General features: G+C 62.0%; 1 protein-coding gene. It reads left to right on the forward strand.

Annotation, left to right across the window (positions count from 1 at the left end):
- Positions 1-34: 34 nt before the first annotated feature.
- Positions 35-469 (forward strand): transposase (locus tag BQ17_RS16440; protein WP_141699333.1); only part of this gene is annotated, 435 nt, incomplete at its 3' end.

Consider the following 469-nt stretch of genomic DNA (forward strand, 5'->3'; position numbering starts at 1 on the left):
TACCAGCTGAGCTCGAACCGAGGGGCTGACCTTCATGGCGAGACGTTACAAGCGAGGGGTAGCCCGTGCCCAGGAAGTTCTCCTGCCGCCGCGGGTGGAAGATTACGTCAGCGAGACCAACCTCGTTCGGGCGATTGATGCCTACGTTGATACGCGTGACCTGCCGGAGTTGGGCTTTACCAAGAGCGGCGGCGATCTGACGCCCGGTCAGCCGGGGTTCGATCCGGGCCTGCTGCTCAAACTGTATCTTTACGGCTATCTCAATCGGGTGCGCAGCTCGCGGCGTCTGGAGCGTGAGTGGCGACGTAACTTGGAGCTGATCTGGCGGCTGGAGGGATTGGTCCCAAGCTACCGCACCATCGCTGAGTTTCGGCGCGTGAACAGGACCGCCCTGCGCGCGGCGAACCGAGATTTCGTTGTGTTGTGCCGCGAGCTGGATCTGGTGGGTGGAGAAACCATCGGCATCGAC

The sequence above is a fragment of the Candidatus Thiosymbion oneisti genome (genome assembly GCF_900092655.1).
Classification (GTDB): Bacteria; Pseudomonadota; Gammaproteobacteria; order Chromatiales; family Chromatiaceae; genus Thiosymbion; species Thiosymbion oneisti.